The organism is Falsiroseomonas tokyonensis (genome assembly GCF_019024325.1).
Lineage (GTDB): Bacteria > Pseudomonadota > Alphaproteobacteria > Acetobacterales > Acetobacteraceae > Falsiroseomonas > Falsiroseomonas tokyonensis.
This window is the reverse complement of sequence record NZ_JAFNJS010000004.1, coordinates 341,151-355,488: the sequence shown is the minus strand read 5'-3', so window position 1 is coordinate 355,488 and position 14,338 is coordinate 341,151. Positions and strand designations below refer to the sequence as shown.

Annotated in this window: 11 protein-coding genes and 1 riboswitch; of the genes, 5 read left to right on the top strand and 6 right to left on the bottom strand. The window is 72.0% G+C overall.

The features are described from left to right. Positions 1–36 precede the first annotated feature (36 nt). Positions 37–1,677: a methyl-accepting chemotaxis protein gene (locus J3S20_RS15375; protein ID WP_216837371.1), complete on the top strand. Its 1,641-nt coding sequence runs from the start codon at positions 37–39 to the stop codon at positions 1,675–1,677. Here the strand turns inward: J3S20_RS15375 and J3S20_RS15370 are convergent. Then, a complete protein-coding gene (locus J3S20_RS15370; protein WP_246602917.1) occupies positions 1,658–2,404 on the bottom strand; it encodes an HpcH/HpaI aldolase family protein in 747 nt (248 codons plus the stop codon). The two genes, J3S20_RS15375 and J3S20_RS15370, sit on opposite strands and share 20 nt — an antisense overlap. Before the next feature lie 129 nt (positions 2,405–2,533). Here J3S20_RS15370 and J3S20_RS15365 point away from each other — a divergent pair, with 129 nt between their 5' ends. Both J3S20_RS15365 and J3S20_RS15360 read left to right on the top strand, forming a co-directional pair. Then, positions 2,534–3,355, top strand: coding sequence for an IclR family transcriptional regulator (locus tag J3S20_RS15365; protein WP_216837369.1), 822 nt, complete (start codon positions 2,534–2,536; stop codon positions 3,353–3,355). A gap of 205 nt (positions 3,356–3,560) precedes the next feature. After that, the gene (locus J3S20_RS15360) at positions 3,561–5,969 is read left to right on the top strand and encodes a recombinase (protein ID WP_216837368.1); all 2,409 of its coding nucleotides are present in this window, start codon (positions 3,561–3,563) and stop codon (positions 5,967–5,969) included. 97 nt (positions 5,970–6,066) lie between these two features. On the opposite strand, the gene J3S20_RS15355 is transcribed toward J3S20_RS15360, so the two are convergent. Together J3S20_RS15355 and J3S20_RS15350 are read right to left on the bottom strand one after the other, a co-directional pair. Then, a complete protein-coding gene (locus J3S20_RS15355; RefSeq protein WP_216837367.1) occupies positions 6,067–6,735 on the bottom strand; it encodes a maleate cis-trans isomerase family protein in 669 nt (222 codons plus the stop codon). Between the two features lie 11 nt (positions 6,736–6,746). Beyond that, a complete protein-coding gene (locus tag J3S20_RS15350) occupies positions 6,747–7,304 on the bottom strand; it encodes a carboxymuconolactone decarboxylase family protein (protein WP_216837366.1) in 558 nt (185 codons plus the stop codon). Positions 7,305–7,444: 140 nt separating this feature from the next. Here J3S20_RS15350 and J3S20_RS15345 point away from each other — a divergent pair, with 140 nt between their 5' ends. Further along, on the top strand, positions 7,445–8,815 hold the full coding sequence (locus J3S20_RS15345; protein ID WP_216837365.1) for an esterase/lipase family protein: 1,371 nt from the start codon (positions 7,445–7,447) through the stop codon (positions 8,813–8,815). Positions 8,816–8,822: 7 nt separating this feature from the next. Here the strand turns inward: J3S20_RS15345 and cysK are convergent, their stop codons facing one another. Continuing rightward, positions 8,823–9,809 (bottom strand): cysteine synthase A, encoded by a 987-nt coding sequence (gene cysK / locus J3S20_RS15340; protein WP_216837364.1) that lies wholly within the window; start codon positions 9,807–9,809, stop codon positions 8,823–8,825. A gap of 105 nt (positions 9,810–9,914) precedes the next feature. Here cysK and J3S20_RS15335 point away from each other — a divergent pair, with 105 nt between their 5' ends. Further along, a complete protein-coding gene (locus J3S20_RS15335) occupies positions 9,915–10,358 on the top strand; it encodes an RrF2 family transcriptional regulator (RefSeq protein ID WP_216837363.1) in 444 nt (147 codons plus the stop codon). Positions 10,359–10,416: 58 nt separating this feature from the next. On the opposite strand, the gene J3S20_RS15330 is transcribed toward J3S20_RS15335, so the two are convergent. Then, the gene (locus J3S20_RS15330) at positions 10,417–11,580 is read right to left on the bottom strand and encodes an MFS transporter (RefSeq protein WP_216837362.1); all 1,164 of its coding nucleotides are present in this window, start codon (positions 11,578–11,580) and stop codon (positions 10,417–10,419) included. 96 nt (positions 11,581–11,676) lie between these two features. Next, positions 11,677–13,959, bottom strand: a complete 2,283-nt coding sequence (gene metE, locus J3S20_RS15325; protein WP_216837361.1) for a 5-methyltetrahydropteroyltriglutamate--homocysteine S-methyltransferase — start codon at positions 13,957–13,959, stop codon at positions 11,677–11,679. 60 nt (positions 13,960–14,019) lie between these two features. After that, positions 14,020–14,247: riboswitch (cobalamin riboswitch) on the bottom strand. Positions 14,248–14,338 lie beyond the last annotated feature (91 nt).

Sequence of the window (14,338 nt, the reverse complement as noted above, 5' to 3'; positions counted from 1 at the left end):
AGGATGCCGCACCACCACTGCAGACCGGACGCGCGGATGACCAGGAATTCCGAGCAGGACAAGCGCCTCGGCGCCTTCGGCGTGACGCCGGCGCATCTCGAAACCCTCGCCACGCTGCGCGGCTTCGCCACGGACCGGCTGCCGGCGCTGCTCACCTCCCTGCACGCCACCTTCGACCCCTGGCCGGAGATGCAGGCGGCGCTGGTGAAGCCTGAGGTGCATGCGGTGCGGCTGGCGCATTGGCAGCGCGTGGTGACCGGCGCGATCGGCGAAGGCTTCGTCGAATCGGCCGGCCGCCTGGCCTCCGCCTTCTATACCCATGGCGTGCCCGGCTTCGCCGTCGCCATCTGCCACTACAGCGTGATGAGCGGCATCCTGCGCGACCTGGCGGCGCAGCCCGCCGCCGCCCCCGGCGGCCTGTTCCGCCGCGCGAAGCGGCAGCGGGAGGCAGCGCTGCAGGACGCGCTGAGCCGCCTGGTCTGGCTGGACCTGGAACTGCTGCTGGAAACCTATACCGCGGCGGCAACCGAAAGCCGCGACGCCGCCCTGCTGGACATGGCGGAGACGGTGGAGCGCGAGGCCGGGGATGCGGTGACGCAGGTCAGCGCCCTGACCGGGGAGCTGGCACGCACCGCGCGCGCCATGTCGGAAAGCGCCGGCCGCACCGGCCGGAATGCGGAGGATGCCGCCGCCGCCGCCGGCCAGACGCAGGAGACGGCGCAGACCGTGGCCGCGGCGGCGGAACAGCTCACCGCCTCGATCGGCGAGATCACGCGCCAGGTGGGCATCAGCGGCAGCGCCGCCCAGCAGGCGGTCGCCGCCGGAGAGGGCGCGCGCGGCAGCATCGAGGTGCTGTCCCGCCAGGCCGACCAGATCAGCCATGTCGCCGGCATCATCGCCGATATCGCCAGCAAGACGAACCTGCTGGCGCTGAACGCCACCATCGAGGCCGCCCGCGCCGGGGAGGCCGGCAAGGGCTTCGCCGTGGTGGCCAGCGAGGTGAAGCAGCTGGCCACCCAGACCGCCCGCTCCACCGAGGATATCAGCCGCCAGATCACCGCGATCCGGGACGCGACGAGCACGGCGGTGGGGGCGGTGACGCAGATGGTCTCGCAGATCGGCGAGATCGACCGCGTCGTCGCCAATGTGGCGGAGGCGGTGCAGCAGCAGGGCGAGGCCACGGCGGAAATCGCGCGCAGCATCGGCAAGACCGCCTCGGCGGCCACCGAGATGTCGAAGCGCACCGATGCGGTGCGCGCCGCGGTGCGCCAGGCGGACCAGCAGGCGAGCGATGTGCAGACCACCGCCACCACGCTGGATTCGGCCGTGTCGAGCCTGCGCACCGCCGTGATCCGCGCCGTCCGCACCTCGACCGACGGCGCCAATCGCCGCCGCCATCCGCGCCATGCGGTGGACCTGCCGGCGGAGCTGGTGCTGCAGGGCGCCGCCTCGATGGCCGTGCGGCTGCGCGACCTTTCGGCACAAGGCGCGCGGCTGGAGGGGGCGGCGACAGCCGCCGGCGCGCGCGGCCGGTTGCGGCTGCAGGGCATGGAGCTGGCGGTCACCGTCACCCATGCCGGTCAGGATGGGATCTGCGGCGTCAGCCTGGCCCCCGCGCCCGCCGATGCGGCGCGCTTCGCCGCGCTGCTGGCCGAGGTCAGCCGGAAGGCGGCGTGACCGGCAGCAGCCCGCGCAGCTGCGTGGCATCGGCGCGGGCGGCGGCCATCAGATAGCCCACGTCATTGCCCGCGATCAGGAAGCGGGCGCCGAGGCCGATCAGATCCTGCTGCAATTCGGCATCGCCGCGGATGCCGCCGATGCCCAGCACCTTGCCCTGCGCCCGGCAGGCCGCGGCGACCTCCGCATAGGCCTGGCGCAGCCGCGGGCTGCGCAGCTCGCCCGGGATGCCCATCTCTGTGCACAGGTCGTTGGAGCCGATCAGCAGCACATCCACCCCCTCCACCGCTGCGATGGCGGGGGCATTGGCCACGCCTTCCGGCGTCTCGATCATGCAGGCCACCAGGGTTGCGGCATCGAGCGCCGCATTGATCTCGCCGAGCTTGAGCGCGCGATAGCCGATGCCCGGGCCGGGGCCCATGACGGAGCGCCGGCCGGCGGGCGGGAAGCGGGCGGCCTGGACGATGGCGCGGGCCTCCGCCGCCGTGTTCACATGCGGCACGATGAGGCCCTGGGCACCGCCATCCAGGATGCGCCCGATCCATTCCGCGCCATGGCCGGGCGGGCGGACCAGGGGCGTGACGCCGAAGGCCGCGGCGGCGGTGCAGATGGCGGAGGTCGCCTCCAGCCCGATCGGGCTGTGTTCCATGTCCACATACAGCGCATCGAAGCCGCAGGCGGCGGCGATCTGGCCGATATCCACCGTGCGCGCCTGGCGCAGCCCCATGCAGAGCACCAGCCCTCCGGCGGCGAGCCTGCGCCGCGCCGCATTCGCGGCTATACCCGCTTCGGAAATGACCCTTCTCCTCCCCCACTGCGCCCGTGACGCTAAAATCGGGCTATCGGACTGTCCAGCATGACGGGAATTTCTTCAAAGACCCTGGAAGCCCGGCGCGGGGCCAGCAGCCTCGAGAAGATGCTCGGGCTGCTCGACCTCTTCACCACCGCATCCCCCGCCTGGTCGACGGAGGAGCTGATCCGCGTCTCCGGCACCTCCCGCTCCACCTGCTACCGCTACATCAAGGCGCTGCAGGCGGCGGGGCTGCTGACGCCGGTGGCGGGGGGCGCCTGGATGCTGGGGCCGCGGGTGATCGAGCTGGACCGCACCATGCGGCTGTGCGATCCGGTCACGGCCGGGGGGTATCCCTCGATGCAGCGTCTGGCGGCGCAGACCGGGCATACCGGGCTGCTCTGCCTGCTTTTCTCCGGCACGGTGATGTGCGTGGCGGATGCGCGGGCGCCCGGCGCGCCGGCCGGGCTGTTCAGCCGCGGCCAGCGGCGGCCGCTGTTCAATGGCGCGGCTTCCAAGGTCATCCTGGCGCATCTGCCGCCGCACCAGCTGCGCGCCATCTTCGCCCGGCATCGCGGGACGATCGCGGCGGCGGGCCTCGGCGGGGACTGGGAGAGCTTCCGGCACACGCTGCGGACCATTCGCGAGGCCGGGCACAGCATCACCCAGTCCGAATTCCTGCCCGGCGTGCTGGGCATCGCCGCCCCGCTGTTTAATGCGGAGGGGGGCGTGCTGGGCAGCCTCGGCATCGCCGCGCGGATCGAGGAGGTGCCCGAGTCCGCCCATGCCGGGCTGGCCGAACGGGTGGCCCAGGCGGCGCGTGAGGCCTGTGCCCGCATCGCGGAGGAGGCCCAGGTGGCGGCCCGCCCCGCCCGCGCGGTGGGCTGAACCCACTACACGATCTCTTGCTCACAGGGCTGGGTCGGCCGGGCGCAAGCTGTTCGGCCGCGTTTTCCGCGCGCGCGGGGTGCTGGCTGGTCGCCCATATATGGTGGCCAACCAGGGGTGTTTCCCCTATATGTAGTGGGCACCGCAGATTCGGCGCCCACCGCAGATGGCGGGGGCCCGCGGCCCTGAGACTAGGATGTACGACATGGATGGTTCACTGCCCGGCGCCCCCGCCCTTCGCCACCGCCGCACCCCTGGCGCCCGCTTCGGCGGCCCGCCGGCGAAAGCGCGGGCGCTGGATGCGGGGATGGGCGTGGCGGTGGCCCGGCGCACGGTGTTCCGCCCCTCCGATGCCGAGGATTTCGGCCGGGTGGCGGACCGCGTCGCCGCCGGCAACATGGCGCTGCTCGGCGACCGCGCCGACCGGATGGAATTGGGCCGGCTGCGCAATGCCATCGCCACCGGCGCGCTGATCACCTCCGGCCGCCATCTGCAGCACGGCGATGCCGACCAGCCGCGCCGCAACATGGAGGTTTTTACCAACTGCGCGACCGCGGCCGCGTCCTTCAGCCTGTTCTATCTGCTGCTGAACGGCAGCGGCGTGGGCCGGGCCTATGATGACGAGCTGATGGCGGTGGATTGGGCGCGGGCGCCGAACCTGTTGCTGCACCTCGGCAGCGCGCATGCGGATTTTCCGGCGACGCGCGCCACGCTGCACCGCTTCGGCCTGGATTTTTCGCTGCTGCCCTGGGGCACCTCGCTGGAGTCGATGACGGCCGAGCAGGAGGCCGATCTTCGCAGCTGGATCGCGCGCGAATTCCTGGCCGACACGGCCGAGGCGCCGGCGGATGCGATCCGGCATGTGATCGAGGACAGCCGCGAGGGCTGGGGCAAGGCGGTGGAACTGCTGGAAAGCCTCGCCTTCGAGGGTGCCGCGGACCGCACGCTGCTGCTCGATTTTTCGGCCATTCGCCCCTGTGGCGCGCCGATCGGCGGCATGCAGGGCCGGCCGGCCTCCGGCCCGCTGTCGCTGATGCGCGCCTTCGTGAACCTGCGCGCGCAGGTCATCGCGCCGGCGCGCAGCGGCACGATGCAGCCCTGGGAACAGGCGATGATGGTGGACCATCACCTGTCGGTCGAAGTGCAGGTCGGCGGTGCCCGCCGCGCGGCGCGCATGGCGACGAAATCCTGGCGCGACCCGGGCATCCTGCGCTTCATCCGCGTGAAGTCCGAAGGCGGGCTCTGGACCGCCAACAACTCCGTCATGGTCGATGCGGAATTCTGGGACGGCGTGCGCGCCGCCCGCGCCGGCAGCACCCAGCCCCTGCACCAGCACGCCTTCACGGTCTTCGAGGAAGCGACGCGCTGCGGCTACATCAATGGCGAGCCCGGCTTCATCAATGGCGATAAGCTGGAAGACCACCGCACCGGCACCGCCTGGGACAAGCCGGTGCATGAGGATGGCCGCGACGTGCGATCCGCCCGCTACCAGGCCGACCATGCGGTGGGCCTGCTGGCCGAGATCGCGCGCCGTGCCGGCACTGCCCGCTTCCCCGCCACCACCAACCCCTGCGGCGAGATCACGCTGCACGTCACCGGCGGCTACTGCGTCATCGCCGATTTCGCGCCGCTGCTGGCTTGCCCGGTGGATTACGCGGCGCTGACGCCCGGCGAAATGGCGGATGACCTGGCCGAGGATTGGGATGCACGGGTGGAGGACAGCGTGCGCCTCGGCGTGCGCTTCCTGATGCGCGCCAATCTCATGGACGCGCTTTATGGCGCGGAGGTCGCGCGTACCAACCGCATGGGCATCGGCCCGACCGGCCTGCATGAATGGGCCTGGATGCGCTACGGCCTCGGCTTCTCGGATCTGCTCGATGAGGACCGTTCCGCCGACTTCTGGGCGATGCTCGACCGTCTTTCGGCCGCGGCGAAGGACGAGGCGGAGGCCTATGCGCAGGAGCTGGGCCTGGAGACGCCGCACACCGTCACCACGGTGAAGCCGGCCGGCACCACCAGCAAGCTGTTCGGCCTGACCGAGGGCGCGCATCTGCCGGCGCGGCGCCACTACCTGCGCTGGGTGCAGTTCAAGGGGGTGCGCGCCGAGGATGGCGGCTGGACGCCGGATAGCGACCCGCTGCTGGCGGATTACGAGGCGCGCGGCTATCCGATCCGCAGCCTCTCCTCCTTCCCCGGCATGTCGATCGTCGGCTTTCCCACGCTGTCGCTGATCGAGCGGCTCGGCCTCGGCGAAAAGCTGGTGACGGCGCCCGAGGCCTCGCCCGAGGCGCAGTATCGCTGGCTGTCGCTGCTGGAACGCCACTGGATCGGCGCCGAGCGCGGCAACCAGGTCTCCTACACGCTGAAGATCCTCACGGACCGGCACGACCTCGACGCCTTCCGTGACATGGTGCTGACCCACCAGCCGCAAATCCGTTGCTGCGCCATCCTGCCGAGCCGGCCGGATAGCGAACTCGGCTACGAATACCTGCCGGAGGAGGAGGTGACGCCGGAGCGCTTTCTCGAACTCGTGGCCGGCATCAACGACCCGGCGCTGCACGAGGCGGTGGACGGCGCGCATCTGCAATGCGCCTCGGGCGTTTGCCCGATCTGAGGATCGGATGCGTCTGCCCGATCTGATGGGCGGCAAAAAGCCCTCTCCCCCGGGGGGGGGGGGAGAGGCTTGGGTGAGGGGGGCAAAGCCCGACCTGCTATACGCGCAGCGCCTGTTCCGCCGTCGCGCTGATCGAGGACAGCACCGGCCGCCCCACATCGCGCGCCAGCTCGGCCAGAAACGCCTGCGTCGGCAGCTGCGTGCAGCCGATGAACAGCGCGTCGCAATCGGGCGCCATGGTGCGGCGCGCCAGCGCCTCCACCTCCGGCGCCTGGATGGCGCAGAGCGCGGCCACATCCGGCGCGCGCAGCGAATCCATCCGCGTCACGCCGATGCCGCCATCGGCCAGGAAGGCCTCGAGCTGCGCATTCACCGCGTCCGAATAGGGCGTGACCACCGCGATCTGCTGCGCGCCGAGCCGCTGCAGGCCGAGCACCATGGCGCGCGCCGTCGTCACCACCCGCAACCCCGTCGCCTCCGCCAGCGCCGCCGCCAGCGCCGCATCCCCCGCGGGCCCGGCGGCGAAGCCCGCCGCGGTGCAGCCATAGACCAGCAGGTCATGCGTGGTCCGGGAAAAGTGCTGCGCGGCCAGGGCCACCACCGCCGCCTGATAGTCCGGCATGGTCGCCGGCGTCAGCGGCGCGCTGCTGGGTGGGATGCCGATGCGGGTGATGGCGGAGCCCGGCGGCAGGAAGCCGCGCATCTCGCCTTCCATGGTGGTGTTGGAGCCCGGCACCATCAGCCCGACCCGCAAGGCCTTTGTCATGGCAGCCTCCGTCACAGCAGCTTCAGCGGCGGCGCGGCGCCCTCGGGCAGCGCCGGGTCAGCCGTGTTCAGCACCATCGCCAGCATCGAATAGTAGCCGGCCAGCGCCAGCAGATCGAGCACGCCGGGCTTACCGAAGCGCGCCTCCGCCGCGGCGTAGAGGGCATCGGTGGGCTTGCCGTCGCGATGCACCGCCACGGCGAAGTCATGCACCATGGCCTGGTCCTCCGTCATCGCCTCCGGCCGGCGGCCCTCGGCGATGGCCGTGATCACCGCCTCCGGCAGGCCCTCGGTGCGGGCGATGCGGGCATGGGCGAAGAATTCGTACTGGCAGGACCAGCGCCGCGCCGTCACCAGGATCAGCAGCTCCACCAGCGCCTGCGGCATGCCGGTGCCGTAGCGCAGATGCGCGCCCAGCCCCTGGATCTGCATGGCCAGCGCCGGGTGGTGCAGCAGCGCCAGGAAGGGGCCGCGGACGGAGCCGCGCGGGCCGCCGGCGATGGCCGCCGCCACCTCCCGCTGGGCATCGGTCATCCGTTCGGGCGGGATGGCGGGGAAGCGTTCGGTCATGCGTGCGTCTCGCGAGAATGAGGCGGGGAGTGTGCCGCCTTTCCGTCATGCTGCGGAAGCCGCCGGCGCGCCACTTGTTCGTTGCGGCAGTGTGCAGGGCCATGCCAGCCTGCCCGCGGCGAGGGGGAGGAGTTTCTATCATGCCGCCCAAAAATCCGGTGGTGCTGCTGCACGGCTATTCGGATCGCGGCCTGTCCTTCAAGCCGTGGCAGGACCAGCTCGTGGCGGCGGGCCATGACCGCGACCAGGTGCATATCTGCGAATACCGCAGCCTGACCAACGAGGTCACCATCAAGGACCTGGCGGAGGGCTTCGATCGCGCGCTCCGCACCCGCATGGCGCCGGACCAGCCCTTCGACGCCATCGTCCATTCCACCGGCATGCTGGTGATCCGTTCCTGGCTGACCACCTATGCGGGCCGCCGCGGCCGGCTGAAGCGGCTGATCGGCCTGGCGCCGGCGACCAATGGGTCCCCGCTCGCGCATCGCGGCCGCGGCTATCTCGGCGCCATCTTCAAGGGCAACAAGATTCCGGGCACGGATTTCATGGAGGCCGGCGACCGCATCCTCGATGGGCTGGAACTCGGCAGCCGCTTCACCTGGGACCTGGCGCATGAGGACCTGCTCGGCCGGGCGCCCTTCTACCGCCCCGGCCCGGAATCCCCCTATGTCTTCATCCTCTGCGGCACCGCGCGCTTCACCGGGCTGAAGGCCATCGTGAATGAGCCGGGCACGGATGGCACGGTGCGGCTCGCCGGATGCAGCCTGGACAGCCAGAAGCTGACCATCGACCTTTCCGTGGATGCGCAGGGCAAGGGCCGGCGCAACCGCATCGCCGCCAGCGAGGTCGCGGCCCGGACCGCGCTGCCGATGCCGCTTTTCCCGATCGGCGACAAGAACCACTCCACCATCCTCAGCGCGCCGGATGGCACGCTGCGCGACCTGGTGCTGGCCGCGCTGCGGGTGGAGGACGACACCGCCTTCAAGGCCTGGCACGCAACGGCCGAGGTCGAGACGAAGGCGGCGCGGAACGGCATGGACGAGTACCAGCAATTCGTCGTCCGCGTGCAGGATGAGCGGGGCGACCCGGTCAGCGACTATTTCATCGAGCTGTTCAGCATGCAGCAGGGCGCCAAGCAGCGTATCGACTTCGACCTCGACGTGCATGCCTACCGCGCCGATCCCAGCCTGCGCTGCTTCCACATCAACCTGACCCGGCTCTATGCCGACTTTCCCGGCGGCGCCGTGCCGGAACTCTGGGTGCGCATCATCGCCTCCTCCGGCTCCGAGCTTGTGGGCTATCACGGGCTGAACAGCGAACGGGTGACGGGCGACCCGGAAGCCCGAACCGCGGGCGGCGTCTGGGATGCCGAGGTGAAGCTGCCGGAGGAATTCGGCAAGCAGGGCACCAAGCTGTTCTGGCCCTTCACCACGACCTTCCTGGAGGTGCGGCTGAACCGCGACCCGATGCCCTTCGGCGCCGTGCCGAACAAGGTCTGCTACTTCGTCTGAGGCCGGGTCAGAACCCCTCGAAGAGCTCGGTCGAGAGGTAGCGCTCGGCGAAGCTCGCGGCGATGGCCACCACCAGTTGGCCCTGCATCGTCGGCTCCGCCGCCAGCTGCATCGCCGCATGCAGCGCGGCGCCGGAGGAGATGCCGATCGGCAGCCCCTCCTCCCGTGCGCAGCGGCGGGCGGCGGCGATCGCCTCCTGCTCTGTCACGCGCAGCACGCCATCGAGGTGCTCCAGCTCCAGCACCGCCGGCCGGAAGCCGGCGCCGATGCCCTGGATGCGGTGCGGGCCGGGCTCGTCGCCGTTCAGCACGGCGCTCTCGGCGGGCTCCACCCCCAGCACGCGCAGCCCGGGCAGGCGGGGTTTCAGCGCCCGGGCCAGGCCCGTGGCAGTGCCGCCGGTGCCGATGCCGGCGACGATCGCGGCCAGGTCCCCGCCGGTATCGGCCCAGATCTCCTCGGCCGTGGCCTGGGCATGGACCTCCGGATTGGCGGGGTTGTCGAATTGCCGCGGCATCCAGGCCTCGGGGGTGGCCGCCACGATCTCCTCGGCGCGGGCGATGGCGCCGGCCATGCCGCGGCGGGCGGGGGTCAGCTCCAGCTCCGTGCCCATCAGCCACATCATCTTGCGACGCTCGATGCTGGCGCCGTCGGGCATCACCACGATCAGCCGGTAGCCCTTGGCGGCGGCGACGAAGGCCAGCGCGATGCCGGTATTGCCGGAGGTCGGCTCTACCAGCACGGACCGGCCGGGGGCGATCAGGCCGGCGCGTTCGGCGGCCTCCACCATCGCCAGGCCGATGCGGTCCTTCACCGAGCCCAGCGGGTTGAAGAATTCCAGCTTCAGCGCGAGGCGCGCCGCCAGCCCGGCCGAGGCCGCCAGCCGCGGCAGCAGCACCAGCGGCGTGCCGCCCACCGTCTCCAGCACGCTGCCGTAGATGCGGCCGCGCGGCGCGGCGAGAGCGGGTGCCTCGGTGCGTGGTTTCTGTGGTGCCATGCAGGGAGTCTACAGCCGCGCGCACGGGGCCAGAAGGGGGCGGCTGGCAATTCACGCGCGGCTCGCGTAGATCAGGCGCTTGGGACCCAGCAGAAGGCCGACCCCATGATCCTCCGCCGCGATCGCGCGCTGCTCGCCATCGATATCGTGCTGGACGTGGCCTTCCATGCCGGGCGAGGGACGGAAGCGACGGGCGGGGCGGAGATCGCGGACCGGCTGCAGGCGCAGCGGCGCGGGATCGAGCCGGTGCTGCAGGCGCTGAGCCGCGCCGGCATCCTGGACAGCACGCGCGGCCCGAAGGGCGGCTATCGCCTGGCCCGCGCCGCGCGCGGCATCACCCTGGCCGAGGTGGTGGAGGCGGTGCTGGACGGGGGCGAGGACGAGGCCGCCGGCCGGCTTTCCACCGCCGTCACCCGCCCCTTCTGGCAGTCGCTGGAGGCGCTGCTGCGGGACCGGCTGGCCGCCACCACCGTGGCCGACCTGCTGCGCCAGGCCGCCGCCGCCGGGTTGCGCCGGCCGGCGACGGAGCCGCTGAATTTTGCGATCTGACGCGCGCCCCCTTTCAACACGGCAGCCGCCCACTTCAACGCGGCAGCCGCCGCCCCCTTTAACGCGGCAGCCGCCGCAGGGCCGGCAGCGCCGCCGCCACGCTCAGGGCCGCCAGCAGGAAGGCCCCGGCATAGCCCACAAGGCCCACCGCCAGCCCGCCCAGCAGCGGCCCCAGTAGATAGCCCAGCTGCAGCGTCAGCATCATCAGGTTCAGGTTGGCGCCGCGGCGCTCCGGTGGCGAATGGCGGTGCATCAGGGCATTCAGCAGTGGCAGCGCCGCGCCGAAGCCGAGGCCGATGGCCAGCGCCAGGGGCACCAGGGCCAGCGCCGGCAGCGGCAGCGCCAGGGCGCCCAGCGCCAGGGCCACCAGTCCGAGCCCCGCGGCCGCGGTGCTGCGCTGGTCCAGCCGGTCGAAGGCGCTGCCGGCCAGCAGGCGCAGGGCCATGATGGTGGCGGTCTGCAGGCCGAAGAACAGGCCCACCAGGGCGGCGCCTTCCAACTCCAGCGCACGCGGCTTCAGCAGGCTGAACAGCAGGGCATGCGCCAGGAAGGCCGCCGTGTTCACCGCCAGCAGCAGCCGCACCGGATGGGCCATCGGCGCGGCCGGGCCCGGCGCCTCCGCCGGCGGCGCGGCGGGGGGCGGCCGGCGGGCGATCCAGGCGGCCAGCAGCAGGGCGGGCGCCTGCAGCAGCGCCATGGCGGCATATTGCGCGGCCGGATCGCCGCCGAAGCGGGGCAGGGAGAGTTCCATCAGCGGCGGCAGCAGCGCGAAGGGCAGCAGGTCCGCCACGCCGAACAGGGCATAGGCCTCGCCCTCCCGGCCCGGGGGCACCGTGGCGACGAAGGCGGTGATGATGCCGACCAGGGTCAGCACGAAGCCCAGCCCATGCAGCAGCCGCAGCGCCAGCAGCGCCGGGAAGCCCTCGGCCAGGGCATAGAGCGGCAGCGCCAGCAGCGTGACCGCGAACCCCGCGACGATGCAGCGCCCGGCGGTGGCGGGCGTGATGCGCGCCGAGAGCGGCGGAATCAGCACCAGCGCCACCAGCGTGAAGCCGGCAATGGCCAGGCCCGCCTGGGCCGGCCCCAGGCCGCGGCTGCGCAGCCAGGGTTCCAGCCCGTAGAAGGCGGCGAGATTTGCGAAGCCGAGCAGGACCAGCGCCAGCAGCCCGGCGAAGCCGGCGCTCCAGAGGGGCGGCCGCCGGGCAGACCCCTGATCCATCATCGCCGTTCGCCCCCCGCAACCATCCCGCAGCATGGCGGCTGGCGCGGGGGGAAGCCAGGGGGCGGCATCGCCCCCCGCATCGCCCCCGTGGGCGCGTCAGGCCAGCTCGGCCCGCAGCGTCCGGGCCGCGGCCACCAGGTTCGCCATGGCCGGCCGCACCTCCGCCCAGCCGCGCGTCTTGCAGCCGCAATCCGGATTGGCCCAGAGCCGCGCCGCCGGCACCCGCCGCGCCGCGCGCCGCAGCAGGTCCAGCATCTCCGTGGCCTCGGGCACGCGCGGGCTGTGGATGTCCCAGACCCCCGGGCCGATGGCATTGGGATAGGCGAAGCTCTCGAAGGCGGCCAGCAGCGACATGTCGCTGCGCGCCGTCTCGATCGAGATCACATCCGCATCCATCGCCGCGATCTCCGCGATGATGTCGTTGAATTCGCTGTAGCACATATGCGTGTGGATCTGCGTCGCGTCGCCCACAACGGAGGCCGACAGCCGAAAACATTCCACGGCCCAGCGCAGATAATCGGCGCGATCCGCCTGGCGCAGCGGCAGGCCCTCCCGCAGGGCGGGTTCGTCGATCTGGATCATGCCGATGCCGGCCGCCTCCAGATCCGCCACCTCGTCGCGGATCGCGAGTGCGATCTGCCGGCAGACCGTCTCGCGTGGCAGGTCGTCGCGGACGAAGGACCAGTTCAGCATCGTCACCGGCCCGGTCAGCATCCCCTTCATCGGCCGGCTGGTGAGCGACTGCGCGAAGGCGGACCAGCGCACCGTCATGGGATGCGGGCGGGAGACATCGCCCCAGATGATCGGCGGTGCGACGCAGCGGCTGCCATAGCTCTGCACCCAGCCATGCTTCGTGAACGCATAGCCGGCCAGCTGCTCGCCGAAATACTTCACCATGTCGTTGCGTTCGAACTCGCCGTGGACGGGGACATCGACGCCGATCTCCTCCTGCCAGCGCACCGCCTCCGCCGTCAGGCGCTGCATCTCCGCGTCATGCGCGGCCTGGTCGATCTCCCCGCGGGCGAGGCGGGCGCGGAGTGCGCGCACCTCCGCCGTCTGCGGCCAGGACCCGATGCTGGTGACCGGCAGCGGCGGCAGGTCGAAGCGGGCCTGCTGCGCCGCCGCCCGCTGGGCAAAGGGGCTTTGGCGCTGCGTCATGGCGGGGGTCAGGGTGGCCAGGCGCGCGGCGACGGCGGAATCGGGCGGCGGCGCCTCGGCGCGGGCGGCGTCGCTGGCGCGCAGCTGCGGCGCGATGGCGGCCTCGCCCTCATCCAGCCCGCGCGCCAGGCAGACGACCTCGGCCAGCTTTTCTTGCGCGAAGGCCAGGCGCCGGGCCAGCGCCGGGTCCAGCGCCGTCTCCAGCTTCAGGCTGTGCGGCACATGCAGCAGGGCGCAGGAGGGCGCGACCATCAGCCGCCGCGCCCGCCCGGAAGCCGCCGCGCGCTGCGCCAGGCCCAGCGCCCGGCGCAGGTCGGTGCGCCAGACATTGCGGCCATCGACCAGGCCGAGCGAGAGCCAGCGATCCGCCGGCAGCGCCGCCAGCACATCCTCCAGCTGACCTGGCGCGCGCACCAGGTCGATATGCAAGCCGGCAACCGGCAGCTCCGCCACGAAGGGCAGGTTCTCCCGCAGGCCGCCGAAATAGGTGGCGAGCAGGATGTCCAGGCCGGGCGCCGCCTCGGCCAAAGCGCGATAGGCGGTGGCATAGGCGGCCTCCGCGCCCAGCGGCAGGTCGGTCACCAGGCAGGGCTCGTCGATCTGCACCCAGCTGGCGCCGGCTTGCGCGATGCCGCGCAGCACCTGCGCATAGACCGGCAGCAGGGCCGGCAGCAGCTCCAGCGGGCGGACATCCTCGGCCTTGGAGAGCAGCAGGAAGGAGACCGGGCCGAGCAGCACCGGCCGCGTGCGGGTGCCCAGCGCCAGCCCTTCCCGCACCGCATCGGCCCAGCGGTTGGTGGTGAGCTGGAAGCGCGTGGCGGCGGTCAGGCGGGGGACCAGGTAGTGGTAGTTGGTGTCGAACCACTTGGTCATCTCCAGCGCCGGGGCGCCGGGCGAGCCCGCGGTGCCGGGGATGCCGCGCGCCAGGGCGAAGTGGGTGGCGAGCGGGACGGGGCCCTCGCCGGACCAGCCGTAGCCGGGCGGCACCGCGCCGAGGGCGCAGGCGGTGTCCAAAACATGGTCGTAGAGCGCGAAATCGGCGGAGGGGATGTGGTTGATGCCGCTGCCCTGCTGCAGCGCGCGGCTGGCGGCGCGCAGCGCCTCGGCCGAGGCCAGCAGCTCGGCCTCCGTCGTCTGCCCGGCCCAATGGGATTCGAGGGCGGTCTTCAACTCGCGGCGGGGCCCGATTCGCGGGTAGCCGAGATTGGCGGCGATGGTCATCGCAAATGTCTCCACATCCCCGGTCCCCACAGCCCGGCGGCAGAAGGTGGCGCGGCCCGGTGCGGGTCCGCGGCGCTGGCAGGTCTCCTGGCTCGCGGGTCATCGGTGCCGGCCTGGCCTTCCCGCGGGGGCGTGTTCCCCGCAGTGGCCCGCCTGGCCGTCTGGCCAGGCGTGAGGGCCGGCGCCTCGCCGCCGACAGTTGCTGGGGCAGCCGCCGACTTGGGGCGAGGCCCCGCACGGCGTTCCCTTTTCACCCGCTCGCGCGGGACCAACGCCACATCAACATATCTTTATGGGTTTTGTCCGGCAAGGGGGCGTCGGACAGGCCGCAGCGGCTGGAGCTGCAGTCGGATGGATGTTATGTTATCACATAACCTAT